The 22,741-nt window shown below is 61.0% G+C and carries 21 protein-coding genes; 6 read left to right on the forward strand and 15 right to left on the reverse strand.

Annotated elements, in window-relative coordinates:
• Window positions 1-12: 12 nt before the first annotated feature.
• Entirely contained in the window at window positions 13-534 is a 522-nt protein-coding gene (gene ssb / locus WH87_RS04400; RefSeq protein ID WP_046138320.1) for a single-stranded DNA-binding protein, read from the reverse strand.
• A gap of 291 nt (window positions 535-825) precedes the next feature.
• On the opposite strand from ssb, the gene WH87_RS04405 reads away from it, so the two are divergent.
• The 5 genes from WH87_RS04405 (at window position 826) to WH87_RS04425 (ending at window position 8,117) form a co-directional block, all read left to right on the forward strand.
• Window positions 826-1,470 carry a LysE family translocator gene (locus tag WH87_RS04405; RefSeq protein WP_046138319.1) on the forward strand — a complete coding sequence of 215 codons (645 nt, stop codon included), beginning with the start codon at window positions 826-828 and terminating at the stop codon, window positions 1,468-1,470.
• A 216-nt stretch (window positions 1,471-1,686) separates the two neighbouring features.
• A complete protein-coding gene (gene uvrA, locus WH87_RS04410; RefSeq protein ID WP_156458063.1) occupies window positions 1,687-4,584 on the forward strand; it encodes an excinuclease ABC subunit UvrA in 2,898 nt (965 codons plus the stop codon).
• Between the two features lie 1,365 nt (window positions 4,585-5,949).
• Window positions 5,950-6,099: a DUF1127 domain-containing protein gene (locus tag WH87_RS19270; RefSeq protein WP_074797262.1), complete on the forward strand. Its 150-nt coding sequence runs from the start codon at window positions 5,950-5,952 to the stop codon at window positions 6,097-6,099.
• Between the two features lie 170 nt (window positions 6,100-6,269).
• Window positions 6,270-7,655: a methylenetetrahydrofolate--tRNA-(uracil(54)-C(5))-methyltransferase (FADH(2)-oxidizing) TrmFO gene (trmFO, locus tag WH87_RS04420; RefSeq protein ID WP_046138317.1), complete on the forward strand. Its 1,386-nt coding sequence runs from the start codon at window positions 6,270-6,272 to the stop codon at window positions 7,653-7,655.
• A 9-nt stretch (window positions 7,656-7,664) separates the two neighbouring features.
• Window positions 7,665-8,117, forward strand: a complete 453-nt coding sequence (locus tag WH87_RS04425; protein WP_046138316.1) for a YiiD C-terminal domain-containing protein — start codon at window positions 7,665-7,667, stop codon at window positions 8,115-8,117.
• Here the strand turns inward: WH87_RS04425 and WH87_RS04430 are convergent.
• From WH87_RS04430 to yajC, 4 genes are read right to left on the reverse strand one after another with little or no spacing between them, the layout of a single operon-like run.
• Window positions 8,114-8,959 carry a phytoene/squalene synthase family protein gene (locus WH87_RS04430; protein ID WP_046138315.1) on the reverse strand — a complete coding sequence of 282 codons (846 nt, stop codon included), beginning with the start codon at window positions 8,957-8,959 and terminating at the stop codon, window positions 8,114-8,116. The two genes, WH87_RS04425 and WH87_RS04430, sit on opposite strands and share 4 nt — an antisense overlap.
• Window positions 8,959-9,348: an Mth938-like domain-containing protein gene (locus WH87_RS04435; protein ID WP_046138314.1), complete on the reverse strand. Its 390-nt coding sequence runs from the start codon at window positions 9,346-9,348 to the stop codon at window positions 8,959-8,961. The genes WH87_RS04430 and WH87_RS04435 overlap by 1 nt, the downstream gene beginning before the upstream one ends.
• 6 nt (window positions 9,349-9,354) lie before the next feature.
• On the reverse strand, window positions 9,355-11,910 hold the full coding sequence (secD, locus tag WH87_RS04440) for a protein translocase subunit SecD (protein ID WP_046138313.1): 2,556 nt from the start codon (window positions 11,908-11,910) through the stop codon (window positions 9,355-9,357).
• Window positions 11,911-11,970: 60 nt separating this feature from the next.
• A complete protein-coding gene (yajC, locus tag WH87_RS04445; RefSeq protein WP_046138312.1) occupies window positions 11,971-12,321 on the reverse strand; it encodes a preprotein translocase subunit YajC in 351 nt (116 codons plus the stop codon).
• Between the two features lie 194 nt (window positions 12,322-12,515).
• Between yajC and WH87_RS04450 the strand changes: the two genes are divergently transcribed.
• Window positions 12,516-13,403 carry an ATP-binding protein gene (locus WH87_RS04450; protein ID WP_046138311.1) on the forward strand — a complete coding sequence of 296 codons (888 nt, stop codon included), beginning with the start codon at window positions 12,516-12,518 and terminating at the stop codon, window positions 13,401-13,403.
• A 97-nt stretch (window positions 13,404-13,500) separates the two neighbouring features.
• Here the strand turns inward: WH87_RS04450 and WH87_RS04455 are convergent, their stop codons facing one another.
• The 10 genes from WH87_RS04455 to WH87_RS04500 form a co-directional block, all read right to left on the reverse strand.
• On the reverse strand, window positions 13,501-14,748 hold the full coding sequence (locus WH87_RS04455; RefSeq protein WP_082092491.1) for a peptidoglycan DD-metalloendopeptidase family protein: 1,248 nt from the start codon (window positions 14,746-14,748) through the stop codon (window positions 13,501-13,503).
• Window positions 14,749-14,952: 204 nt separating this feature from the next.
• Window positions 14,953-15,939 carry a diaminopimelate dehydrogenase gene (locus WH87_RS04460; RefSeq protein ID WP_046138650.1) on the reverse strand — a complete coding sequence of 329 codons (987 nt, stop codon included), beginning with the start codon at window positions 15,937-15,939 and terminating at the stop codon, window positions 14,953-14,955.
• Between the two features lie 45 nt (window positions 15,940-15,984).
• Window positions 15,985-16,752, reverse strand: a complete 768-nt coding sequence (gene surE / locus WH87_RS04465; protein WP_052726319.1) for a 5'/3'-nucleotidase SurE — start codon at window positions 16,750-16,752, stop codon at window positions 15,985-15,987.
• Entirely contained in the window at window positions 16,752-18,080 is a 1,329-nt protein-coding gene (serS, locus tag WH87_RS04470) for a serine--tRNA ligase (RefSeq protein WP_046138310.1), read from the reverse strand. Before serS ends, surE begins: the two co-directional genes overlap by 1 nt.
• A gap of 118 nt (window positions 18,081-18,198) precedes the next feature.
• Window positions 18,199-19,020, reverse strand: coding sequence for a twin-arginine translocase subunit TatC (gene tatC, locus WH87_RS04475; RefSeq protein ID WP_046138309.1), 822 nt, complete (start codon window positions 19,018-19,020; stop codon window positions 18,199-18,201).
• A 3-nt stretch (window positions 19,021-19,023) separates the two neighbouring features.
• On the reverse strand, window positions 19,024-19,740 hold the full coding sequence (locus WH87_RS18785; protein ID WP_156458065.1) for a Sec-independent protein translocase subunit TatA/TatB: 717 nt from the start codon (window positions 19,738-19,740) through the stop codon (window positions 19,024-19,026).
• Window positions 19,741-19,834: 94 nt separating this feature from the next.
• Window positions 19,835-20,053 (reverse strand): twin-arginine translocase TatA/TatE family subunit, encoded by a 219-nt coding sequence (gene tatA, locus WH87_RS04485; protein WP_046138308.1) that lies wholly within the window; start codon window positions 20,051-20,053, stop codon window positions 19,835-19,837.
• 57 nt (window positions 20,054-20,110) lie between these two features.
• Window positions 20,111-21,220 carry an ABC transporter ATP-binding protein gene (locus WH87_RS04490; RefSeq protein WP_046138307.1) on the reverse strand — a complete coding sequence of 370 codons (1,110 nt, stop codon included), beginning with the start codon at window positions 21,218-21,220 and terminating at the stop codon, window positions 20,111-20,113.
• Window positions 21,217-21,876 carry an SMC-Scp complex subunit ScpB gene (gene scpB, locus WH87_RS04495; RefSeq protein ID WP_046138647.1) on the reverse strand — a complete coding sequence of 220 codons (660 nt, stop codon included), beginning with the start codon at window positions 21,874-21,876 and terminating at the stop codon, window positions 21,217-21,219. Before scpB ends, WH87_RS04490 begins: the two co-directional genes overlap by 4 nt.
• A gap of 14 nt (window positions 21,877-21,890) precedes the next feature.
• Window positions 21,891-22,679, reverse strand: coding sequence for a segregation and condensation protein A (locus WH87_RS04500; RefSeq protein WP_046138646.1), 789 nt, complete (start codon window positions 22,677-22,679; stop codon window positions 21,891-21,893).
• Window positions 22,680-22,741 lie beyond the last annotated feature (62 nt).

Genomic DNA, 22,741 nt, shown 5'->3' on the forward strand with positions numbered 1-22,741 from the left:
CGCTGCCGTCGCTTAGAACGGGATATCGTCGTCCATGCCGCCTGGCTCGAAAGCCGGTGCCTGGGACGATGGGCGACGTGCGCCGCCACCCGAATCCTGGCGCGCGCCGCGGAAACCGCCGCCACCTTCGTTACCATAACCGCCGTCATTGCCGCCGCCGCGCTGGCCGGGTTCACCGTCGCCACGGCCGTCGAGCAGCGTCATGTTGGCATTGAAGCCCTGCAGCACGATCTCGGTGGAGTACTTGTCCTGACCGGACTGATCCTGCCACTTGCGGGTCTGCAACTGGCCTTCGATATAGACCTTGCTGCCCTTGCGCAGATAGCTCTCGGCGACGCGCGTCAGACCTTCCGAGAAGATCACCACACGGTGCCACTCGGTCTTTTCGCGGCGCTCGCCGGTGTTCTTGTCTTTCCAGTTTTCCGAGGTCGCGATGGAGAGGTTCACCACCTTGCCGCCGCTCGGAAGGTTGCGCACTTCAGGATCAGCCCCGAGATTGCCGACCAGGATGACCTTGTTCACACTGCCTGCCATCGCTCATTCCTTTTCAATTCAGTCCGATGCCGCTCCGGGCACCCGGACGCTCACTTACCAATGCCAGCCACGGCTATGCCGCCGTGCAACCGGTCCATTGGGGCGACAATACTCCGCTGACGGGGGAAACGGACTAGCAAAGTTGGGTTGTCACCAACTCTGATCAGTCACGTTCGCGCTATCAATGTTCTCTTTATGTTCCAAACATCAGAACACGTCAAGCCACTGCTGACACGCCTTGTCAGTAGCGCTGACCCATGCCACTTGCAGCGAAAACGGGGATAGGCACGCGTGGGCTATAGCGAAGCATTGTCGATTTATCTGGTGCTGCTGTTCGGCATCATCGTCGTGCCGGGTATGGACATGTTCTATGTCATCGCCAACGCCCTGACCGGTGGTCGCCGTGCCGGCCTGGCCGCCGTTGCTGGCATCATGCTGGGCGGTGCCGTCCACACCCTATTTGGCGCACTGGCGGTTGGCGTGCTGACGCAGCTGCCCGAAATGGCCTTCAAGGTGATGATCCTGATCGGCGCCGCCTATATGGCGTGGATCGGCTACACCCTGCTGCGCAGCGCCATCACCGTCGACAACATTGGCCAGAGCAAGACCCGATCCGATTGGGTTGCATTTCGCCAGGGCACCATCACCTGCCTCCTCAACCCAAAGGCCTATCTCTTTGTATTAGCAGTGTTTCCGCAGTTCATGCGACCCGAATACGGACCGATCTGGTCACAGGCCCTGGTGCTGGGCGGCATGACAGTGGTCATGCAGTTTGTCATCTATGGCGGGCTGGCGCTTGCAGCCGGGCGCGGCCGCGATGCGCTGGTGGGCCATCCCGAGGTGACGATCTGGATTGGGCGCGGCGCGGGCGCCCTGTTTGTCGCTGCCGCAATTTTCACCGCATGGCATGGGCTGACGCAGCATGTTGGCCCTTGACCGAATCCAGATTGTTCCACTTATGTTCTTATGCAAGAATGGTGCTTTGGCAATGAAACACGGACACGCTAAGGTGACCGCAGTGCCGGGTGGCCATGCTAATGGGCCGCTTGCGGCACGAGCTGCCCATCCCTATGTCTGCGGCGTTCCAGCCCCGATGCCTTCTGCAATTTCTGCCGCCGTGCCGCCGACAGGCGCACCGAGCCATGGACTGATATGATGACGACAAAGCCCAGCCAGAACCGTGAGTTGATTGTCCGTGGTGCCCGCGAGCACAATCTGAAGGGCATTGACGTTCGCCTGCCCCGCGACAGCCTCATCGTCATGACCGGCCTGTCCGGATCCGGCAAATCCTCGCTGGCGTTCGACACCATTTATGCCGAAGGCCAGCGCCGCTATGTGGAGTCGCTGTCGGCCTATGCCCGCCAGTTCCTCGAAATGATGCAGAAGCCCGATGTGGAGCATATCGAGGGCCTCAGCCCCGCCATCTCCATCGAGCAGAAGACCACCTCGCGCAATCCGCGCTCGACGGTGGGCACTGTCACCGAGATTTATGACTACCTCCGCCTGCTGTTTGCACGCGTCGGCATTCCCTATTCGCCGGCCACGGGCCTGCCCATCGAGAGCCAGACCGTCAGCCAGATGGTCGACAAGACCCTTGAGCTCCCCGAAGGCACCCGTCTGTTCCTGCTCGCGCCAATCGCGCGCGGCCGCAAGGGCGAGTACAAAAAGGAACTCGCCGATCTGCTGCGCAAGGGCTTCCAGCGCGTCAAGATCGACGGCGAATACTACGAGATCGAGGAAGCGCCCGCGCTCGACAAGAAGTTCAAGCACGACATCGAGGTCGTGGTGGACCGCGTCGTCGTCGGCTCCGACATTGCTGGCCGCCTAGCCGAAAGCTTTGAGACGGCACTGAAGCTGGCCGATGGCATTGCGCTGGTCGAGTTCGCCGACGAAAAGGCCGAAGACGGCACGCCCCGCCAGATCACCTTCTCGGAAAAGTTCGCCTGCCCGGTTTCTGGCTTCACCATTGCCGAAATCGAGCCGCGGCTGTTCTCGTTCAACAACCCCTTCGGCGCCTGCCCGGTCTGCGATGGCCTGGGCACAGAGCAAAAGATCGACCCCAATCAGGTTGTTCCCGACAGCTCGCTCTCCCTCAAGGATGGCGCCATCCTGCCCTGGGCCAAGACCTCCGCGCCCTATTACCTGCAGACCCTGTCTGCCGTGGTAAAGCACTATGGCGCATCGACCGGCACCGCCTGGAGCGATCTGCCATTCGAGGTTCAGCACGCCGTGCTCTATGGCACCGGCAAAGAGCAGATCACCTTCGTCTATGACGATGGCCTGCGTCAGTACAAGACAACCAAGCCCTTCGAGGGCGTCATCGGCAATCTCGACCGTCGCTATAAAGAGACGGAAAGCGCCGGCATGCGCGAAGAGATCGAGAAATACATGTCGCAGGCGCCCTGCGTTGCCTGTGGCGGCTATCGGCTCAAGCCCGAAACGCTGGCGGTGAAAATTGATGGCCTGCACATCGGCCAGGTCACCGAAAAGTCGATCCGCGCCAGCTCGGAGTGGTTCGAGCATCTCTCCGATCACCTCAACCCAACGCAGAAGCAGATCGGCGAGCGCATCCTCAAGGAAATCCGCGAGCGCCTTAAGTTCCTCAACGACGTTGGTCTGGATTACCTGACGCTTGCCCGCAATTCCGGCTCGCTGTCGGGTGGCGAAAGCCAGCGCATTCGTCTCGCCAGCCAAATCGGCTCGGGCCTGACCGGCGTGCTCTATGTGCTGGACGAGCCCTCCATTGGCCTGCACCAGCGCGACAATGCCCGCCTGCTGGAAACCCTTCGCCGCCTGCGCGACATCGGCAATACCGTGATCGTGGTCGAGCATGATGAGGACGCGATCCTCACGGCGGACTATGTGGTCGATATCGGCCCCGGCGCCGGTGTGCATGGCGGCCATATCGTGGCCGAGGGTACACCGCAGGACATTCTCAATCACCCTGACTCGCTGACCGGCAAGTACCTGTCCGGCCGCATGGGCATAGCCATGCCGACCGAGCGCCGCCAGCCCAAAACGGGCAAGGCGCTGAGCGTCAAGGGTGCGACCGGCAACAACCTCAAAAACGTCTCGGTGGATATTCCGCTCGGCATGTTCGTCGCCATCACCGGCGTGTCCGGTGGCGGCAAGTCGACCCTGATGATCGACACCATGTATCAGGCCATCGCCCGCCGCTTGAATGGCGCGCGCGTAGTCCCAGCCCCGCATGACAGCCTGACCGGCCTCGAATTCCTCGATAAGGTCATCGACATCGACCAGTCCCCGATTGGCCGCACGCCGCGCTCCAACCCCGCGACCTATACCGGCGCGTTCACTCCGCTGCGCGAGTGGTTTGCCGGGCTGCCGGAATCCAAGCAGCGCGGCTATGGGCCGGGCCGCTTCAGCTTCAACATCAAGGGCGGCCGCTGCGAAAAGTGCGAGGGCGACGGCGTTCTCAAGATCGAGATGCACTTCCTCCCCGACGTGTACGTCACCTGCGACGTCTGCAAGGGCAAGCGCTACAACCGCGAAACGCTCGACGTTCACTTCAAGGGCAAGTCGATCTCGGACGTGCTCGACATGACCATCGACGAGGCCGTGGACTTCTTCTCGGCTGTGCCGGTGATCCGCGACAAGTTCGCCACGCTGCAGCGCGTCGGCCTCGGCTATGTCAAAGTCGGCCAGCCGGCGACGACACTGTCAGGCGGCGAGGCGCAGCGCGTCAAACTCTCCAAGGAACTGTCCAAGCGCGCCACCGGCCGCACGCTCTATATGTTGGACGAGCCGACAACGGGCCTGCACTTCCACGACGTGGCGAAGCTCCTCGAGGTGCTGCATGAGCTGGTGGACGGCGGCAATACCGTGATCGTCATTGAGCATAATCTCGAAGTGATCAAAACCGCCGACTGGATCATCGACCTCGGCCCCGAAGGCGGCGACGGCGGCGGCGAGATCGTCGCCCAGGGCACGCCGGAAGACGTCGCGGCAAACCCGCGTTCCCACACCGGCACCTTCCTCAAGGAAGTCATGGACCGCCGCCCCATCTACGCGACCAAAGCCGCCGAGTAGTTGTGGCACCAATGAGCAATGTGATCCCCGCGAAAGCGGGGATTTCTTTTTGGGGGCACCCATCCCTCATTCGTCACCCTCGGGCTTGACCCGAGGGCTCTTCACTTACCGAGCGTCCTGCAAGAACCCTCGGGTCAAGCCCGAGGGTGACGATCAGTGGTTGCAGCCACACCTCACCAACCACAAATCCCCCAGTCGACCTCCCTCCCCCTTGTGGGGAGGGAAGCGAGATAGGACTTAGCCTAGGCTAAGTCCGTCCATCGAGCAGGGTGGGGGTATGCCTCCGCATACACGATGACGGAAAGATCCCCCCACCCTTGATCCCTCCCCACATGGGGGAGGGAGACGACTGAGAAGCCGTCAGCTTATCCAATACCCTCCCACACACCGCGCCGCCCTCGGACTTGATCCGAGGGCCACTCACACCACGGCACAAGAGAATAGAGGTCCTCGGATCAAGTCCGAGGACAGCACGGTGCGGTTGGGGACATAGTATCAAGCATCGCCCCTTATCCCCCTTATCCACCCCCACTCGCGCCACGCCTATACTCCCACCCATCCCCTCACCATACGCGGTCATGACGAGTGATGAGTTTGGGGAATGTCGGGGAGCACGGGGTCGCCCAGGCTCGCGTACGGCTGCTGACCACCGGTCCGGGACTTTCGCATTGCTGCCAAGGCAGTCAATGCAACGGCCCAGCCTGAAAGGGTGACCGCTCGATGCGGGTACGAAAAACCCCGTCACAATGGCGAGACCTGAGTTTCACCATTCCAACTACCCAATCGAGACCCAGGTCTCGCCATTGTCGCAAGTTGCGCGAAAACGCCTTCTAAACCCTGCTGCCATAGTGGCATGCGGGCGCTTCTGCACGCCCTCGCCGGCGATATGCGACAGGATTGTGAAAAATGCCATGCGCTTGGCGCATGATGCGATTGACGTTTGCGGCATGGCGCTACCCACCAAATCGCCCCATGTTCTGCTCGTCGTAAACCAGCCTTTGAGGAATCGACCTATGTTTGTTCGTGCCGTTTGGCGCAACAGGCGCCTGGTCGACATCAAACAGACGTTGCGGGAAATGGACGTTCCTTCGACGCGGGATGCCGACTTACTGGGGCTTACAGGTCCCGACTTCCACAAGATGATCCTCTCGTTGTTTGATCGCAGATCCTTGTGACGACTATGAGTTCACTTGGCCGCCGGTTTGCCACCCGGCGGCCATAGCTTTGCCCGAAGGCTTAACCGAACATGAATTGCTCTGGTTAAAGCCCCGCACAGATCGCATGGCTCGGTTGAGAAAACTCAGACTGCTCATCTTGCAATCACTGCCCTAAATATAAGCTCGTAAACGAAAAGGAGATTACCAAATGGACATCCGTAAGACTTTCAAGAAGTGGGCCGCTTACCAGCAGACCGTCCGTGAGCTTGCTGCTCTCGACAATCGTCAGCTCAACGACCTGGGCATTTCGCGCACCGACATCAATCGGATCGCTCGTGACCATGCTGCCGGCCTCTAAGATTTGCAAAACTGAACTTTCAGACTGCGCAAACCGAACACCCGCCTCTCTCTGAGATGCGGGTGTTTCTCTGTCTGCCTGCCAAATAGACAGGCCCTGGCCGCGCCGTTCTCTTCAGCAGAGCCATCGTGCCGATTGCACTTAGTGGTGGCGCTTGCTATCTGCCTGCCATGTCCACATCAGAACCAATTCACATCATCGGCGGCGGTCTCGCCGGGTCCGAAGCAGCATGGCAAGCCGCACAGACCGGCGCAAAGGTCGTGCTCCACGAAATGCGTCCCGTGCGCGCCACCGATGCGCACCAGACCGATAGCCTGGCCGAGCTTGTTTGCTCGAACAGCTTCCGCTCCGACGACCATGAGCACAATGCCGTCGGCCTGCTCCATGAAGAGATGCGCCGCTGCGGCTCGCTCATCATGCAGGCTGCCGACAAGCACAAGCTGCCCGCTGGCGGCGCATTGGCTGTCGATCGCCATGCGTTTTCGGCGGAAGTCACCCGTGCCATCGAAAACCACCCCAACATCACCATGTCCCGCGAGGAAGTTCCGGGCATGCCGCCGGCCGAGTGGGGCAATGTGATCATCGCCACCGGCCCGCTCACTTCGCCTGCCATGGCTGAGGCGATCCTGGCCAAGACCGGCGAGGATGCCCTGGCGTTCTTCGATGCCATCGCACCCATCGTGCACTATGACAGCATCAACATGGACATCGTTTGGGCCCAGTCGCGCTACGACAAGGCTGGCCCCGGCGGCACCGGCGCTGACTACCTCAACTGCCCGATGGACAAAGATCAATACTTTGCCTTCGTCGAGGCTCTGAAGGTCGCGCCCCTGCATGAGTTCAAGGACTGGGAAAAGGTCCCCTACTTTGACGGCTGCCTGCCGATCGAAGTTATGGCCGAGCGCGGCGTTGAAACCCTGCGCCACGGCCCGATGAAGCCGGTCGGCCTCACCAACCCACGCGACCCGCTGGTCAAGTCCTATGCCATCGTCCAGCTGCGGCAGGACAATGCGCTCGGCACGCTGTGGAACATGGTCGGCTTCCAGACCAAGATGCGCTACGGCATTCAGGCCGAGATCTTCCGTATGATCCCTGGGCTTGAGAACGCGCAGTTTGCCCGCCTCGGCGGCCTGCATCGCAACACGTTCCTCAACTCGCCAAAGGTTCTTGGGCCGGACCTCAAGCTCAAGGCCGATCCGCGCATTCGCTTCGCTGGTCAGGTGACAGGCGTTGAAGGCTACGTGGAAAGCGCCGCCGTCGGCCTCATCACCGGCCGCCTGGCTGCTGCTGAAGCACGCGGCGAGACCATGGCGACGCCACCGGTCACCACTGCACTGGGTGCACTCGTTGCGCATATCACCGGCGGGCACATCGAGTCGGAAAGCTATAGCGGCGCCCGCAGCTTCCAGCCGATGAATGTGAACTTCGGCCTGTTCCCCGAAGTCAGCATCACCAAGCCTGAAGGCGCAGCTCGCTGGCGCGGCAATGACAAGGTCATGGCCAAGCGCAAGGCAATCACCACGCGGGCACTGGAAGACCTCAAGTCCTGGGCTTAGATTAAGCGGATGACCCCATCCGATCTTGAACACTACCTGCACGACCACATTCCGCTCTCCCGAGCCATGGCCGTGCAGGTCATTTCCCTGAGTGATGACAAAGTTATCCTCGGCGCGCCCTTGGCGCCTAATATCAACCACCGTGATACCGTGTTTGGCGGCAGCGCCTCCTCCGTCGCCATTCTGGCGGCGTGGTCTCTGCTCCATATCAAGCTGGTCGCTGCGAGCTTTCCCAGCCGGGTGGTTATCCAGCGCAACAGCATGGACTACCTTTTGCCCATCGCCGGTGACTTCACCGCCGTCTCGGCGCTGGAGCCAACCGAGAATTGGGATCGCTTCGTGCGCATGCTCTCCCGCAAGGGCGTAGCGCGCATAGCGATCACCTCAGAGCTGATTTACGAGGACGCAGTTGCCGGTCGCCTCCACGGCGAGTTCGTCGCCTTCGCCAACGACAGGCTTTAGCGGTTGCGGAGCGCCCACCAGGCCAGACGGGCAATCTTGCGCCAGTCGGCCTCATCTGCCACGGGCCTGAACGGACCACCCGGATGCCGATTGATCGCGGCATGCTCGACACGCAGCACAGAGACCGGCGCGAAGGCAGGTTTGAGCGCTGATGGCAGCGCGGCAATCGCAGTCTCGGCCTTGGTCAGGTGTTCTGCCGCCAACTCGGAGATCTGGCCCAGTGCCTCGACCACGCCCTCACTGTCGCGACCAGAGAAGATATCACGCTCCACGACGCCATTGGCCGCAAAAATGGACCAGGGCAGCATGATACGGCCTTGAGCGGAGACATAGCCAAAGGCACGCAGGTGACCGATCATGGCATGCGCAACGCCAAGATGGCCGGCCGCATCGCCGGTCTCAACCGCCACGCCATTGTTCAGCACCATGGCAGCCAGCTGATACAGCGTCGATGCCGTCTCACCGGCATAGCCCTCGAAGGTTTCGAGGTCAGGCATCGGATCGTCGTAGAGATCGAAGCGCCGTGCCCCCAAAAGACGCTGCAGCGTGCCCTTGGGAATGTTGTAGCGCTCGATGGTTTCAAGCAGCGCGTCGGCCAGCGGGTTGAGGCGCACCGAGCCGTGGCCTTCTCCCTCAAGCGCATCATTCCACCACTGCAGGCGAATCTCACCCGGCGCAGGATCAGACACCCGTTCGCGGATCGAGGCGACGTCGGCATTGAAGGCATAGAGTGCCGTCACAGCATCGCGCTGCGGGCCGGTCAGCACCAACGTCGCCAGGTAGCGATCACGGTCTGAGGATCGCAGGGCATTGGCAGCGTGAACGAAACTCTCGGCAGCCATCAGCGCACCTTGTCGACGGCGATCAATGCAGCGGCGACTGCCCTCTCTTCGGCCAGCAACACGTTGTAGGTGCGCACCGCGCCACCCGTGGCGACAGCCTCGATGATCACGCCCTTGGCGCGGAATGCATCACGGATGGCAGGACTGATGAAGCTGATGTCGGCGCCCTGCCCGATCAGCAGCACGTCGATGTCGTCAGCGGCTTCAAGCACAGGCGCCAAAGTCTCGAGCGTGATCTCGGCAACGCTGGTCACACCCCAGGCAAACATGCCAGTGGGCAGGCACAGCAGCGAGCCGCGATGGGACATCTCGGCGAAACGGAAGCCCCCATTGCCATAAGCGTCAATGGGGGCCTGATACGGGTAATGCCCGGTGTCGTTGGTGGTCATGCCAGATCAGACAGATGCGCCACCAACTGACTTCGTCTTGCCGTCCTTGCCGTCGTCCGTTTCCGAGCGCGACTTCAGACCAAAGTTGATCAGGATCGGGCCGTTGACGATGATCGAGGAGTACATGCCGACAAGGCAACCGAAGGTCATCGCGATGGTGAAGCTGCGGATCACTTCGCCGCCGAAGATCACCAGCGGAATCAGCGCCAGGAACACGGTGAACTGCGTCAGCGAGGTCCGCACGATGGTCTGGTTGATCGACAGATCGATCAAGTCAGGCAACGGCATCTTGCGATGCTTGCGCAGATTTTCACGAACGCGGTCAGACACCACCACGGTTTCGTTGAGCGACAGACCCACCAATGTCAGCACCGCCGCGATGGAGGTCAAATTGAACTCCAATCCCGTCAATGAGAACAGACCGATGGTCATGATCACGTCGTGCGTTGTGGTCGTCACGGCCGCCATGGCGAATTGCCACTCGAAGCGGAACCAGATGTAGACCAGGATCGCGACCAGCGAAATGACGAGCGCAATAACGCCCTTCCACGCCAGTTCTCCAGACACGGTGCCACTCACGGCCTCTGTGCTGCGGATCGTATAGTTCTCGGTAGCCAGTGCTTCTCGGATCTTGGACACAGCAACCTGGTCGGCATCCTGCCCTCCCTCCTGCGCCTGAACACGAACCAGCACGTCTTCCGGTGTACCGAAGCCCTGCACCTGCACTTCGCCAAGGTTCAGGCCATCCAGGGCTTCGCGCACCTGGCCGACATCGGCTGGGCCGCCATCATGCTGGATGACGATCGCCGTACCGCCGACAAAGTCGATGCCGAGGTTGAAGCCCTTGAAGTAGGCCGAACCGAGCGAGACCAGGCTGGCGACAATCGAGAAGGCGATCACATACCGCGAGATCTTCATGAACGGGATCTTGGTGCCGTCCGGAATGAAGCGGAAATGCTGGATCTTAAGCGTCTTTGGACGACGAGCGCGATACCACATGCCCACGAAGTAGAGCGTGACGGTGTAGGAGGTGAACAGCGACGTCAGGATACCGAGCGCAAGCGTAACGGCGAAGCCCTGCACTGGGCCCGAGCCCAGGAAGTACAGCACGATAGCCGCGATAAGCTGCGTTAGGTGGGAGTCGATGATCGTGCCCCAGGCGCGTTCAAAGCCCGCATTGATCGCCTGAAGCGGCGACTTGCCGGCCTTCTGCTCCTCTCGCATGCGTTCGTAAATCAGCACGTTGGCGTCGACCGCCATACCGATGGTCAGAACGATACCAGCGATACCGGGCAGTGTCAGCGTCGCGCCAAGCATCGAAAGCGCGCCGAAGATCAGCACGATGTTCAGGATCAGCGAAATATTGGCGAAGATACCGAACAGGCCATAGGCGATGACCATGAAGGAGATCACCAGCACCGAGGCCACGATACCGGCGGTCAAACCATGCTGGATCGAGTCGGCACCCAGGCTGGCGTCAACTGTGCGTTCTTCCACCACGTCGAGCGACGCAGGCAGAGCACCGGCACGCAGCAGCACGGCAAGGTCGTTCGCCGAAGACGTCGTGAAGCTGCCGCTGATCTGGCCCGAGCCACCGGTGATGGCCTGCTGGATCACGGGAGCGGTGATGACGGTGTTGTCGAGAACGATAGCGAAGCGCTTGCCGACATTGGCCGAGGTGAGCTGGCCGAAGGTAATGGCGCCACGGGTGTCGAAGCGGAAGCTCACGACGGGCATGGCGCGCTGCTGGTCATAACTTGGCTGCGCGTCAACAAGGGATTCGCCGCCGAGTGCCACGTCATCATACAGCAGCTCTTCGCCGCCATCCTGGCTTGGCAGGATCATGGTGCCGGCTGGCAGGCCCTGGGCCTTCGCCTGAGTAGCGGTCATGCCGGGATAGACCAGATGGAAGGTCAGTCGAGCGGTACGCGAAATGATGTCCTTCAGGCGCTGGCTGTCGCCAAAGCCGGGAACCTGAACGAGCACGCGGTTAGTGCCCTGGCGCTGGATGGACGGCTCGGTGGTGCCAAGTTCGTCAACGCGCTTGCGGATAACTTCGATGGACTGGGCAACAAGAGCGGACATGCGCTCATTGATGCCTTCCTGCGTCAGCGTAATGGTCAGCTTGCCGTCTGGCGTTTCGCCAAAGGCCAGTTCCTGAACGCCACCAACGGAAAGGAGCGAATTGCTGACGGTGTTCTGCAGCGCCTCGATAGCGGCCTTCGCAGCGGGCTTCTGGGTCGGATCAGTCAGCTCGATGGTCAGGGCATGGCCCGTTGCATCGGTGGTGATCAGGTTGCCAATGCCGTTCTGGTTGGCCAGCGTGTTGCGCACGTCGCGGCGCAGGCTTTGCAGGCGCTCAGAGACGATGCCGTCCTGGTTGACCTGAAGCAGTAGGTGCGAACCGCCCTGCAAATCCAGACCCAGCACCACGGTTTGCTTCGGAAGAAAGCCGGGCCAGGAATCGCGCACATTTTCCGGAAGGAAGCTGGGGATAGCGAAGAGCACACCCAGAAGAGCGACGATGGCGATAATTGCGGTGCGGATCGGTGAGAACTGCATTGAGGTCGTCCTGAAAGGAAAAAACCGGAGCCCTTAGGCTCCGGTGGTATTCATGACTGCTTACGCAGGCTTGTTGTCGTTCACTGGCTCAGCCTTGGAGCGCACGTCGGCAACCATGCCGCGCACCAGCTTCACCTTTACGCCCTGTGCGATCTCGACTTCGAGGTCTTCGCCGTCAACGGCCTTGGTGACCTTGCCGATGATGCCACCGGTGGTGACGACGGTGTCGCCACGACGGATCGCGGACAGCATGGCCTGCTGGGCCTTCAGGCGCTTCTGCTGTGGGCGGAAGATCAGGAACCAGAAGATCACCACCAGGAGCAGGATTGGCATCAGCTGGATAAAAATGTCGGAAATACCACCACCTGGGGCGGCACCGGCTGCCTGCGCATAAGCGGGCGTTACAAACATGAAGCGTGCTCCTTATCGTATCTTCTTGGCTTGTGGAGGGTTGCGCCCATAACCAGCATCACTTGCGACGCTACTGGACGCATATGGGGCTAGCTGCACTTGCACCCCGATCAAAATCGGGCGGACTATACATTTGCACCCAATCGATTGCAAAGGCATTCCGGGGACCGCAAATTGCCGCGCCGACGACGAGGATGAGACGCTTGAATACCAAAGACCAGCTCGCAGAAATCTCTGCCGCACTCGCACAAATCGCCACCTCACTCAAGGCGATGGCCCCTGCCCCGGTTCAGGCCGGCAGCGGAATCGGTGAAGCAGATGCTTACCATTGGGATGCGGCCTCAAACACGCTGATGCCGGTGCCAAAAGTCTCGCGCGTTCCTTTGGCTATGCTCAAGGGAATCGATCAGGTTCAGGACATTCTCGTCCGCAACACCGAACAGTTCGCCCGTGGCCATGGCGCCAACAATGCCCTGCTCTGGGGCGCGCGAGGAATGGGCAAGAGCTCCCTCGTCAAAGCCATCCATGGCGACATCAACGCGCGCAAAGGCGACGGCTTCAAACGCCTGTTGCTGATCGAAATTGCGCGTGAAGACCTGGAATCACTTCCCGCCCTGATGCGCCTGATTGCCAATGAAGATGTGCGGATCATCGTCTTCTGCGACGACCTCAGCTTCGACAATGGCGAAACCAGCTACAAATCGCTCAAGACGATTCTCGACGGCGGCCTCGAAGGGCGTCCGGACAATGTGCTGTTCTACGCCACATCCAATCGCCGCCACCTGATGCCGCGCGACATGATCGACAATGAGCGCGCAACGGCGATCAATCCCGGCGAAGCCATTGAGGAAAAGGTCTCACTATCGGACCGCTTCGGCCTCTGGCTCGGCTTCCACAATTGCGATCAGCCGACCTATCTCGCCATGGTGGAAGGCTATGCCAACCACTACGAGCTCGGCCTCGATGCAGAAACGCTACGGGCTCGCGCTATCGAGTGGGCCGCAACGCGCGGCTCGCGTTCAGGCCGCGTGGCAATCCAGCTGGTTCGCACACTGGCTGGCGAAATGGGCAAGGCCGTTTAGGGGGGCCGCCTCTCTAGGGCATTCGCCACCCTCCCCCCTGATACAAACAAAAACCCCCGCTTTCGCGGGGGTTTCAACGAGTGGCCTTCGTTGTTTATTAGCTGGCGAGCAGCGGCATTGGATCGACTGGCGTCGCGCCCTTGCGCAGTTCGAAGTGCAGCTGCGGACGGGTCACCGAACCGGTCATGCCAGCGGCGCCGACAGTGTCACCGCGAGAGACATTCGCGCCCTTGGCGACGTTCATCGACTTGAGGTGAGCGTAGGCGGAGACGTAACCATTGGGGTGACGGATCAGGATCAGGTTGCCGTAGCCTTCAACACCCGAACCAACATAGATCACGGTGCCATTTTCGGCAGCCTTCACTGCGGTGCCTTCTGGCGCTTCAATGTTGATGCCGGTGCCCTTGGACGAGGCAAAATCGGTCAGCACGCGACCGCTGACGGGCCAGCGGAACTTGTCATTGCCGGAAGCGACTGGCTCGGCGGCCGGAACATTGGCAACCTGGGTTGGCGCGGCCTGAGCAGGCGCAGCGAGCGGCGCTGGCTGGGAGGCGAGCTGAGTTGGCGCAGCAGGCGCCTGCGGCGTGGCGAGCGGAGCGGCCATTGGCGCGGCGCTGGCGACCTGAGCGACCGGCGCAGGTGCCTTGGCGGCCAGCAGATCGGCGCGACCAGGAATGATGACGCGCTGGCCGACAACGATCTTGTCCGGCGAGGACAGACCGTTTGCCAGAACGATGGCCTGGGTCGTCACGTCATAGCGGCGGGCGATCGTATAGAGCGACTCGCCGCTTGCGATCTGATGGGTAAACGCATTGGCCGGAGCCGCATTTGCGACAGTCGGCACCGCGTTGTTGGTCGGCAGCGAGCCGAGGACGGCAGGCGATGGCATTGGAGCGGCAGATGCGAATGCGGTTTGTGCTTGCATGGCGGGCTGAGATCCCATTGGAGACGAGGAGCCCAGGACCGGCAGGTCCTGCGACTGAACTGATGGCATGGCATTGGCCGTAGCAACGGGTGCAAGCGGCTGCGTGAATCCCGACTGCGCAGGCTGGTTCCACGAGTTCTGCACCGGCTGCTGGTTCCAGTTGCCACCGCCGCCACCACCAACATTGGCAGGGGGCAGGAACTGGTTTTCAGCGACCATGGCCTGAGGCGCACCAAGGCTGGCGGGCATAGGCTGGTTAAAACTGGTGGGGGCAGACTGCGGGAGCGAGCCAGTCGTCACGGGGTCGCCAAAGGCGCGACTTCCCAGACTGGAACATCCAGACAGGGCAATGGCAGCGACCACAAGGCCAGCCATCGCAACGGCACCTTTGGGCGCCCGACGGGATACGCGGATACTCATCAGCTTACTCGTACGCAGGTACTCAACACGAGGATGAATCTAGGCCGGTAAGGTAAAGACGAGTTTAAAGCCGATGCGATTTGAGCAAAATCGTGACGCAGTGATTCCGAATTGGGTAAGGTTAAAAATAGCGACCGCCCTCCCCGGAAAAACAAAACCCGCCGGAAAATCCGGCGGGTTCCGAAAATGGAATGGTCGCGCGGCTTAGAGCAGTTCTGCCCGTAGCTCCGCCGCACTCTTTGGCGACAACAGCCCAGGGGCAACATCGAACACCGTCTTGGCGCCATATTGGCCCATCTGCTGCAGGCGATGGGTCGCCCTTGCATAGGCCACCAGCACACTGGAGGTGAATTCGGGGTTGCTATCGAGCTTGAGACTGTACTCGACCACCTGCGCGTTCGCTGCCGACGTATTGCCACTGCGAATGACGAAGCCACCATGCGGCATGGCCTGATGGTCACGACGCAGCTCATCGGCAGTGATGAAATTGACCGTGGTGTCATACTCATCGAAGTAATGCGGCATGGTGACGATCGCGGTTCTTACCGCCTCGGCATCTGCACCTTCCTGCAACACGATGAAGCATTCGCGCCGATGCTTTTCGCGCGTGGTCAGCACTGGTCGGGACGCACTGCGCACTTGTTCCACAGCCTGCTGCACTGGGCGGGTGTATTGCACCCCATCGGCCACGCCCGGAACGCGGCGCACGGCGTCCGAGTGCCCCTGGCTGAGCCCGTCGCCCCAGAAGGTATAGGTCGCACCATCGGGCAACAGCGCCTCACCCATTGCGCGATTGATCGAGAATAGGCCGGGATCCCAGCCCACCGAAATCAGGGCCGTCTTGCGATTGACCAGCGCCGGAGCATCAACCGCGGCAAAATACTCGGGGATGCGGGCATGGGTATCGAAGCTGTCGACCGTATTGAACAGCGCCGCAAGTTCTGGCCCCTGCTTGGGCAGGTCGTCCTTGGAGCCCCCACACAGGATCAGCACGTCGATCTGGTCGGTATGACCAGCAAGGTCGGCCATAGAGAACACAGGCGTGCCAGTTTGCAGCGGGCTGATCGTCTCGGGCGCTCGGCGCGTATAGATGCCTACCAGCTTCATGTCAGGGTTCTTGGATATGGCAGCTTCAACGCCGCGTCCAAGATTGCCGTGGCCGGCGATGCCGATCCGGATTTGGTCAGCCATGCGATACATGCTTTCTGGTCAATACGAAGGTGAGAGGTTGCGACCCTATAGCGACAGCTTGCCAGCCAGCCGCTCCACCACCCTCATATCGGTCTGCTGCAAGCGCATGGGCGTTACGGTGACAAAGCCATCGCGTCGCATGACTTCGAAGTCAGCCTCCGGATCGAGCGGCAATGGCGTTTCGGGAATGGCCACGAAAAACTTGCCGGCATTGTCGCTGGGGTAATAGCGGAAGGGTGAACGCGAAAAGCGCTGATGCGGCACCACAGCGATGCCCTTGGTCGTGGCCGGGTCGCAGAATGGGAAATTGATATTGTAGTAGTGATCACGGCCCTCAGCGGCCTCAATCACGGCGCGGGCGGCAGCGACGCCATGCTGACGCGCGTTGGACCAGTCGACGTTACGACCGTGCTCGTAGTTGATGCCCTGGCTCATGGCAATGCCGATTGCGCCCTGCATTGAGCCCTCGCGGGCACCAGCGGCAGTGCCCGAGCAGTTGATGATGTCCCCGAGGTTCTGGCCAGCATTGACGCCAGACAGCACGACATCGGCAGGACGATCACCCAGCAGGTGGGTCATACCAGCGACGACGCAGTCGGCGGGCGAACCGCCGACTACGGAAAAGGTACGCGCATCACGCTGATCGATGGTCAGTTCATGGCCGAGGGTAAAGCGGTGCCCTGCCCCCGACTGATTGCCATCCGGTGCCACAATCCACACATCGTCGGACAAAGCCCGCGCAATGTCGGCCATGATGGCAATGCCCGGCGCATCCACGCCATCGTCATTGGTGATGAGGATGCGCAGGCTCATTAGCGGCCGCCGATCGACGTGAGGCCGCCCATATAGGGCTGCAGCACTTCCGGCACGAGGACGGAGCCGTCTTCCTGCTGGTAGTTCTCAAGAACCGCGATGAGGCAACGACCGACAGCGGTGCCCGAGCCGTTAAGGGTGTGCACGAAGCGCGGGGCCTGCTTTTCGCCTGCAGGGCGATAGCGGGCTTCCATGCGACGAGCCTGGAAATCGCCACAGACCGACACAGACGAGATCTCACGGTAAGTGTCCTGCCCCGGCAGCCACACTTCCAGATCATAGGTCTTCTTGGCACCAAAGCCGATATCGCCAGTGCACAAGTTCATGACGCGGTAATGCAAACCAAGCTTTTGCAGCACGGCCTCGGCACAGGCCAGCATGCGCTCATGTTCCTCGACCGAGGTCTCTGGCGTCGTGATGGAGACCATCTCGACCTTGTTGAACTGGTGCTGGCGGAGCATGCCGCGCGTATCGCGACCAGCAGAACCGGCCTCGGAGCGGAAGCACGGTGTCAGTGCCGTCATGCGCAATGGCAGTTCTTCTTCCGACAGAATAGCTTCGCGAACCAGATTAGTCAGCGGCACCTCTGCGGTCGGGATCAGAGCGAGACGGCCGTCGCCATGCGGGGTGAAGAACAGGTCTTCCTCAAACTTCGGCAGCTGATTGGTTCCATAGAGCGCTTCATCACGAACCAGCAGCGGCGGCTGAACTTCGAGATAGCCATGCTCGGTCGTGTGCAGGTCCAGCATGAACTGACCGAGCGCACGCTCGAGCCGCGCCACCTGCCCCTTGAGCACGACAAAGCGGCTGCCGGACAGTTTGGCGGCAACTTCAAAGTCCATCTCGCGGGCGGCAACGCCGACGTCGAAATGCTCCTTGGGGGCAAAGCTGAAGCTTGGGCGTGGTGCGCGAGCCTTGGCGGCCGTCTCGGCCGTGCCGTTGCGGCCGAAATACTCGACATTGCCGCTCTCGTCGGTGCCATCGGGCACATCTTCGAAGACGAGGTTGGGAATGACCGACAGAGCATTGCGCAGTTCAAGCTCAATGGCGCGTTCGTCCGCTTCGCCCTGCGGAATGAATTCCTTGAGACGCGCAACTTCGGCCATCAGCTCATTGGCCTTGGCCTCGTCCTTCTGGGCCTTGGCTTGGCCGATCTGCTTGGACAGCGCGTTGCGCTTTTCCTGCGCGTCGTTCAGGCGAACAATGATGTCCCGACGACGATCGTCGATAGCCAGCAATTCAGAGGAGCGCACCGAAACACCCTTGCGCCGCGACAGGGCGGCATCGAAGGCTTCAGCATTGGCGCGGATCCACTTGATATCGAACATTGGCTGCTACGGGCACCGCCCGCCTCTCATTGGCACAGGCTTTGTGAGTAAAACCAAGCGGCAAGCCTGTCGAGCCGCGAGGGGTCCATGGACGCCCCCGCGGATGCGGCATGGCGTCTTATTCGGAGGTAGATGAACCTGAAAGCTCTGCTTCCTGCGCAGCCAGGGCGGCAGCGCGGCGCTTTTCAACCATCCGCACAGACAAGATGGAAAGCTCGTAGAGCAGGTACATTGGCACCGCAAGACCGATCTGGGAGATCGGATCGGGTGGCGTGATGAACGCAGCAAAGATCAGGATGCCGACAATAGCGTAGCGGCGGCCCTTCTTGAGCAGGTCCACATGGACCAGATCAATTTGTGCCAGCAGCGTCAACACGACCGGAAGCTGGAAACAGATGCCAAAGGCCAGGATCAGCAGCATCGCCAGCCCGAGATATTCCGACACGCTTGTCAGCATCTCGATATCAGCAGTCTGCATGCTGGCGAAGAAGTGCAGCGCCATGGGCAGAACGGCGAAATACACCAGCGCCGCACCAGCCACGAAGAAGATTGGCGTGGCAACCAGGTATGGAATGAACGCCCTGCGCTCGTGCTTATAGAGGCCGGGAGCCACGAACATGTAAATCTGCGCGGCGACCATGGGGAAGCCGAGGAAGATCGCGCCGAACAGGGCCACGTTCAGATAGGTGAAGAACAGTTCCTGCGGCGCTGTGAAGATCAGGCTCGCGCCGGGAACCGCCCGCTTATAGGGGATCAGCAGCCACTCGTAGATAGTACTGGCGAAGATGAAGCAGAATGCCATCAACGCGACGATGGTGATTGCCGAGTAGATCAGGCGCTTGCGCAGCTCGATCAGGTGTTCAAGCAACGGCGCTTCGCTACCGGCAAGCTCGTCAGCCGGTTGTTTGTTCTTGTCTTCGATCTGCTTTGCGTCGGCCATGGTCTATTCGTTTCCGGCTTTCGCAGGTGTCTTGGGAGCAGCACGCTTTTTCGGCGCTGCGGCAGGCTTTTCGGCAGCGCCATCAACCGAGGCAGCCGCTTTGGCCGCAGCAGGCCTTTTCGCAGCTGGTTTCTTGGCCGTGGCAGCCTTAGCCGGCGCAGCCTTTGCGGTTGCAGCCTTCTTGGGCGCGGCCGCTTTCACGACGGGTACGGTTTCGGCACCAAGCGGCGCAAGTTCAATGGTGGTCACGGGGCTGGTTGGTGCGGCCTTGGCGCGCGCCGGAGCCTTCCTGGCAGCGGGCTTGGGGGCCGCAGGCTTGTCCGGAGCTGGCGTCACATCCAGTACAGGCGCGTCGGCAACCTGGGTCACAGTCTTGGACGGTGCCATACCGGCTGCAGCGCGAATCTCATCCACAACGCTCTCGGCCTTGGGGTCGGCAGGCTTGATGATGCCGCTCGGCTTTGGGCCTGTCGGCGTCATTGTATTGAACTCGCGACGGATTTCTTCGCTGGTTTTCTTGAGCGGAGCGGTGATGGAATTGCGCAGATTGCGCACCTCATCAAGGCCGGTCGTCTTGTTGATCTCGCGCTGGAACTCATTACCCATGCGCCTGATCTGGCCAACGATCTTGCCAATGCGGTTCATCACGACTGGCAGGTCTTTTGGCCCGATGAAAATCAGTGCCGCAAGACCGATGACCAGCATCTCTGTCCAGCTCAAGCCGAGCATATCTTATTATCCCTCACGCAGATGACGCGACCAAGTGGCCGCGCCCATCGGCAACGCAATGGTTACCGCGCAGACTGTCCTGAAATCAGGCGTCCTTGCTGCGATCAACTTCGCTAGCATCGACTTTGGCGGTGGTGGTGGTCACTCGTTCAGTCGGCGTTGTCTCGTCGTCCTTCATGCCCTTCTGGAAGGCTTTGATACCGGACGCGACTTCACCCATCATGCCGGAGATCTTGCCACGACCGAACAGCAGGATGACGACGACGGCTACAACGAGAATGCCCCAAATTCCTGGCGCGTGCATTTTGGTCTCCTAGTAATTCAGTACGCGTTACACGCGAAAGATAGGTCAGAAATAGGTTCAATCGCGCGGGAACACAAGAACGTGTTCCCGGTTGAGGGTTACGAAGACATCTTGTCCCACGTTCAATTCAGCATTAGCGGGCTGACGCACCCCTAAAGGCGCGTTTAGACCATCGACACGGACTTCGCAGATATCGACACCGATGGCGTCACGTTTGCCCACGATACGCCCCATCACCCCTGCCCCGTCTGCCGCCAATGACGCCCCGCCTGCCGGGCGGATAGCGATAGTGACGCGCGTGCCGTCGGCGATATCAGGAGTTTCCAGCGGACCAAGGGGTGTCGATGCTGCGCCATTGCGAACGGTGGCGTCGATTTCGCTCAGCGGCGAGAAGAATCGCGCGGCGTTGAGATCGATGGGCTGGCGGTAAATTTCAGAGGCGGTACCGATCTGGGCAATTTTGCCGTGGCGTAGCAAGGCGACACGGTCGCCCAGCACCATGGCCTCTTCCGGATCATGCGTCACAATCAGGCTGGTGACGTGAGTCTCCCGCAAAACGGCGAGCGTTTCATCACGCACAGTTTCACGCAGCCGCGCGTCGAGGCTGGAGAATGGCTCGTCGAGCAGCAACACCCCGGGACGCGGCGCTACACTGCGAGCGAGCGCAAGACGCTGCTGCTGGCCGCCTGAGAGCATATGCGGGTAGTCGTTCTCACGGTCTGCCAATCCAACGCGCCGCAGCGCAGCGCGGGCCTGCACCAGGGCAGCGGAGCGGCCCAACTGGCGGAGGCCGAACAGGACGTTCCGCAACACGGTCAGGTGCGGAAACAGCGCGAAGTCCTGGAACATCAAGCCTATTCCGCGCCGATCGGGCGGCACGGTCTTGCCGGGCGCGGAGACGGTTTCGCCATTGATGCGGACAGCACCGGCATGAATCGGTTGGATGCCTGCAGCGACACGGAGCGCGGTGGATTTACCTGAGCCAGATTCGCCGAGCAGGCAGACGATTTCGCCGGGGCGCAGGGTCAGGGTGAATTGGTCGAGGACGACGCGGCCGCCGAGTTGCACGTCAACGGCGTCGAACTCGACATTGGCGGCGATGCTGACGCCAGCGGTGCCGCGGGCGCCCCACTCCTCGGAACCGAAGTCTTCTTCGACTGCACTCATTCGTGTTCTTCTTCCGGTTCGTCGGCGCCATCCAGATCATCGGGATCGAGAGGGTCTTCGTCATCGCGCAGGGCGCCCTCGAAAGGCAGCGGGATCTGCATGGATGGCGGCAGGCGGTTGGATAGCAGCCCCGAGCCCTTCAGCTCATCGAGACCCGGCAGATCGCCAAGGCTTTCGAGGCCAAAGTGATCGAGAAAACCATCGGTGGTGCCGTACGTTACCGGACGACCGGGCGTGCGGCGGCGCCCGCGCATGCGGACCCAGCCGGCTTCCATCAAAAGATCGATGGTGCCTTTGCCGGTGGCGACGCCGCGGACTTCTTCGATCTCGGCGCGGGTGGCCGGTTGGTGATAGGCGATGATCGAGAGGGTTTCGAGCGCTGCGCGGGAGAGAGGGCGGGTTTCCTGCTCTTCACGGCGGAGCAGGAAACCAAGGTCTTCTGCGGTTCTGAAGGCCCATTTATCCGCACGGCGCACAAGGTTCACGCCGCGCGGTGCATAGCGCTGCTGCAGGGTCATGAGGAGCGCAGTGACGTTAGCACCCTCCCCCAAATATGTTGCCATTTGGCTAGCACTTAACGGCTCAGATGACGCGAAAAGGAGAGCTTCCAGAACCCGCAGGTTCCGCTCGGCAATTTCGCTGCGTTCTGTCGGCATTTCGTCGGGGGCGATCACGGCTTGCGATCCGGATTGCGGCGCATTAGCAGCGGACCGAACGTCTCGGTCTGCTTGAGCTCGATGTGTCCAAGACGAACCAGTTCAAGACTGGAAGCGAAAGACGAGGCACGCACGGTTGCGCGCTCGGTCGGGCTGGCGAGGTACTCGGCGAGATAGGTATCCATTGGCACCCAGTCAAAGCTGTCACCAATCAAGCGCTGGAGAATGTCGCGCGCGTCTTGCAGCGACCATACGGTGCGCAGGTGTGGCGAATAGTCGGTGGCGACGCCGCGTTCGCGTTGGCTCGAATAGGCCTTGAGCAGACCGTAGAGCGAGGCTTCCCAGAGGCTCTTGCGGGCGATCTCGATCGGCTCGGGCATACCACGGGCATAAACCTGAAACCCCAGCCGGGGACGATTCATCAACTGGCTGGCGGACTGGCGCATGGCTTCCAGCCGCTTGAGACGGAATTGCAGCATGGCGGCAAGCATCTCGCCCGACGGTTCATCGTCGGACGGCGCCTGTGGCACCATGAGGCGGCTTTTAAGGTAAGCGAGCCAGGCAGCCATGACGAGATAGTCGGCGGCTACCTCGATGCGCTTCTCGCGAACGGTTTCGATGAAGGCCAGATATTGCTCGGCAAGAGCCAGCACCGAAATCGAGGCCAGATCGACCTTTTGGCGACGCGCCAGATCGAGCAGCAGATCGAGCGGGCCTTCGTAGCCATTGACGTCCACATACATGACGTCTTCGGCCACCGGAGGCACCGGGGTGTCAAACCAATCGGTCTGGGCAGTCGTCATGAGTTCGGTGCCGCATTGCTTGAACGTGCGGACATCCTTGGCGGCTCGGTCGGCAGGCGTCA

Source organism: Devosia epidermidihirudinis, assembly GCF_000971295.1.
GTDB classification, from domain to species: Bacteria; Pseudomonadota; Alphaproteobacteria; order Rhizobiales; family Devosiaceae; genus Devosia; species Devosia epidermidihirudinis.

Bases quoted from the DNA above. Each gene is read 5' to 3' on its own strand.
- ssb (WP_046138320.1), bottom strand. From the start codon at position 534: ATGGCAGGCAGTGTGAACAAGGTCATCCTGGTCGGCAATCTCGGGGCT.
- uvrA (WP_156458063.1), top strand. From the start codon at position 1,687: ATGATGACGACAAAGCCCAGCCAGAACCGTGAGTTGATTGTCCGTGGT.
- WH87_RS19270 (WP_074797262.1), top strand. From the start codon at position 5,950: ATGGACATCCGTAAGACTTTCAAGAAGTGGGCCGCTTACCAGCAGACC.
- trmFO (WP_046138317.1), top strand. From the start codon at position 6,270: ATGTCCACATCAGAACCAATTCACATCATCGGCGGCGGTCTCGCCGGG.
- WH87_RS04425 (WP_046138316.1), top strand. From the start codon at position 7,665: ATGACCCCATCCGATCTTGAACACTACCTGCACGACCACATTCCGCTC.
- WH87_RS04430 (WP_046138315.1), bottom strand. From the start codon at position 8,959: ATGGCTGCCGAGAGTTTCGTTCACGCTGCCAATGCCCTGCGATCCTCA.
- WH87_RS04435 (WP_046138314.1), bottom strand. From the start codon at position 9,348: ATGACCACCAACGACACCGGGCATTACCCGTATCAGGCCCCCATTGAC.
- secD (WP_046138313.1), bottom strand. From the start codon at position 11,910: ATGCAGTTCTCACCGATCCGCACCGCAATTATCGCCATCGTCGCTCTT.
- yajC (WP_046138312.1), bottom strand. From the start codon at position 12,321: ATGTTTGTAACGCCCGCTTATGCGCAGGCAGCCGGTGCCGCCCCAGGT.
- WH87_RS04450 (WP_046138311.1), top strand. From the start codon at position 12,516: ATGAGACGCTTGAATACCAAAGACCAGCTCGCAGAAATCTCTGCCGCA.
- WH87_RS04455 (WP_082092491.1), bottom strand. From the start codon at position 14,748: ATGAGTATCCGCGTATCCCGTCGGGCGCCCAAAGGTGCCGTTGCGATG.
- WH87_RS04460 (WP_046138650.1), bottom strand. From the start codon at position 15,939: ATGGCTGACCAAATCCGGATCGGCATCGCCGGCCACGGCAATCTTGGA.
- surE (WP_052726319.1), bottom strand. From the start codon at position 16,752: ATGAGCCTGCGCATCCTCATCACCAATGACGATGGCGTGGATGCGCCG.
- serS (WP_046138310.1), bottom strand. From the start codon at position 18,080: ATGTTCGATATCAAGTGGATCCGCGCCAATGCTGAAGCCTTCGATGCC.
- tatC (WP_046138309.1), bottom strand. From the start codon at position 19,020: ATGGCCGACGCAAAGCAGATCGAAGACAAGAACAAACAACCGGCTGAC.
- tatA (WP_046138308.1), bottom strand. From the start codon at position 20,053: ATGCACGCGCCAGGAATTTGGGGCATTCTCGTTGTAGCCGTCGTCGTC.
- WH87_RS04490 (WP_046138307.1), bottom strand. From the start codon at position 21,220: ATGAGTGCAGTCGAAGAAGACTTCGGTTCCGAGGAGTGGGGCGCCCGC.
- scpB (WP_046138647.1), bottom strand. From the start codon at position 21,876: ATGCCGACAGAACGCAGCGAAATTGCCGAGCGGAACCTGCGGGTTCTG.
- WH87_RS04500 (WP_046138646.1), bottom strand. From the start codon at position 22,679: ATGACGACTGCCCAGACCGATTGGTTTGACACCCCGGTGCCTCCGGTG.